Source organism: Mycobacterium sp. E136, from assembly GCF_001666865.1.
In the GTDB taxonomy this organism is placed as follows: domain Bacteria; phylum Actinomycetota; class Actinomycetes; order Mycobacteriales; family Mycobacteriaceae; genus Mycobacterium.
Genome location: NZ_LZJE01000308.1, coordinates 1 through 2,874 on the forward strand (window position 1 = coordinate 1; position 2,874 = coordinate 2,874).

A 2,874-nucleotide genomic window follows, 5' to 3' on the forward strand; every position below is an offset into this window, starting at 1 on the left:
CCAGGCCGCCTGGGCGGCTTCGCGGTCCCGTTCAGCCAGCCAACTGACGAACCTGCGATAGGGCGTAGCCGGGGGCAAACGCCGCCCGTAATAGCTGGCGAATATTTCGCGCAACAGGATCGGCATCGACCAGCCGTCCAGCACGATGTGGTGATTGGTGAGCACGAACCGGTGGCGATTCGCTGCGGTACGAATCAATGCCACCCGAAAGACCGGTTCGTCGGCCAGGTTGCACACCGCGACGCGTTCGGCAGCGCAGATCGCCTGTATCTGCTCGTCCAGCTCTGCGCCGCTGTCGGAAAGGTCGATGGAGCGCCATGGCACTACTGGATCGGCGGGGATGATCTGCACCGGCTGGCCGAATTGATCAGAGAAGCGGGCCAACACGTTCGGGTGCCGGGCCGCCACTCTATTCGCCGCATCGCGGAGTCGGTGCTCGTCGAGGACTCCGGTCACGGTGACATCGAATTGCACCGCATACACATCGGAGTTCGGATCCGTCGCGGCACCGGCATGGAAGAGCAAGCCGTGCTGCAGAGGAGTCAGCGGCAAAATGTCAGCGATTTGCATATTGCCGCTGAAGCTCCTCAATTTGCTGCTGGCTGAGACTGACCGCGATGTCGGATGGCGTCAACCCGCCTCCACCGCCCCGTACATGCTTGCAGATGCCGTCGAGAGCCTCAAACCACAAGCGGCTCAACCGATTGACCTGCGCTTCATTGAGCGCCGAAGGCGCCCACGTCCAGTTGGCGTGAAGCAGGGGGCCTGCGTCGGTATCGACGGTAGCTGCGTTGAGTTCCACCGTATGCAGCAAGGGCATTGGTATATCCGCAGCGGCACCGGTCAGCGACATCCCATCCGGGCTGATTCGCCAAGTGTCACTGGACTTTTCGGCTGCCGCAGCGCCGAGGCGCCCGAGATAGTTGAAGCCGATCGCCGGTTCGGAATCCGTCACGTCGACATCTGGGTTCAAGTAACGCAGCAAACCATAGGACAAGCCATCCGGCAAAGCGCGCAACTGCTCCTTGGCATCCTTGATCAGTGTGCCCAGCGCGGTCCCTCCGGCTCTCACCTGCGACCAGTCCAAACGACCGACGCTGAACGCCACCGGGTACTTGGTGGTGAACCAGCCCACCGTGCGCGACAAGTCCACACCGTCGGCCAGGTCCCCATCGCGGCCGTGGCCTTCCACATCGATGGCGACGGGCGCGTGACCAGTGCCCAAGAACTCCGCCACCGCCAGTCCGAAGCCGATCAACAACACCTCATGGACCCCGGCGTGGAATGCCGTCGGAACCTCGCCCAGCAGCATCCGGGTCGTCTCGACGTCCAACTCCACCGACAACCGCCCAGCCGAAGCGAACGTGTCTACCGTCGACTGCACCGGCGGCAAGCCTGATGGGGTCTCCGCCACCTGTCGCCATGCGTCGGCCTTGCCCACAACTTCTGGGTCCTTCGCATGCTCGGCCAGCAGTGAGGCCCATCGGGTGAAGGATGTCCCCCCGGCGGGCAAGGCGATCGTCTGCCCGATGCGACGTTGGCGCCAGGCGATGTTGAGGTCCTCCAACAGGATCCGCCACGAGACTCCGTCAACGGCCAAGTGGTGGATGATCAAGGCGAGCTGACCGGTCGGCGCCACCCAGAGCGCGCCCAACATCGCCCCGGCGGCAGGGTTCAACCGCGAGCGCGCGTTGATGAGCGCCTCGTCGGTCAGCGCGTCTGCGGTATACAAGCACCCGGCAACGTCGACAGTCCCGGGTTCGGACACCTGCAACGACCATCCAGCGCTGGTCTCGTCCACGCGCAGCCGCAACATACCGTGCTGATCGACCAAGGCTTGCAACAACGCGATGACGTCAGCCTCGCTCACCCCGGATGGAGCCTGGAGTAGCACCGTCTGGTTGAACTGCTCAGTCGGGCCGTCCACTCCTGCCAACCAACTGATGATGGGCGTCGCCGTTACGGGCCCTGTCCCCTCATCGACCGCATCGCTTGCACCATCAGAGAGGACGGCTACCTGAGCTAGCCGGGCCACCGTCTGTTCGACGAAGATGTCGCGCGGGCGACACAAGACACCGGCCGCCCGCGCACGGGCTACCACTTGCATCGACAAGATGCTGTCCCCACCGAGCTCGAAGAACGAGTCGTCCACGCCGACCCGCTCCACCCCGAGGACCTGGGCGAAGATGTCCGCCAAAACCTCCTCGACGGCGCTGGCCGGTGCCCGGTACTGGTCGGCATCGGTGTACTCCGGAGCCGGCAGGGCCCGCTTGTCGAGCTTGCCGTTGACCGTCAACGGCAACGCCTGCAGCGCCACCACCGCCGACGGCACCATGTACGCCGGCAACCGCTCACCGAGTGCAGCGCGGATCTCGCCCTGATCGACCGTGCCGGTCACGTAACCCACCAGCCGCTTGTCGCCGGGGCGGTCCTCGCGGACGATCACCGCAGCTTGATCCACTCCGTCCAGCGCGGCCAACGCCGCCTGAACCTCACCGAGTTCGATGCGATACCCGCGGATCTTGACCTGCTCATCGGCACGACCCACGTACCGCAGCTGCCCGTCGGCACCCCACCACGCCAGGTCCCCGGTGCGGTACATCCGTTGCCCCGGCGCTCCGAATGGACACGACACAAACCGCGAAGACGTCAATCCAGCCCGGCCCACGTATCCCTCGGCCACACCGGCGCCGGCAACGTACAACTCTCCGACCACGTTAGGCGGGACCGGACGCAACCAGCCGTCGAGTACGAAGAGGCTCAGATGTGCCAAAGGCACCCCGATCGGCGAGACCACGCTCTCCACGTCTGCGGCGGTGATCTGGCGCACCGAGGCATGCACCGTGGTCTCGGTGATGCCGTACATGTTCAGCA

The 2,874-nt window shown here is 64.9% G+C and carries 1 pseudogene; it reads right to left on the reverse strand.

Annotated elements, in window-relative coordinates:
* A pseudogene (locus A5698_RS19815) lies at positions 1–2,874 on the reverse strand (condensation domain-containing protein); the annotation flags it as partial.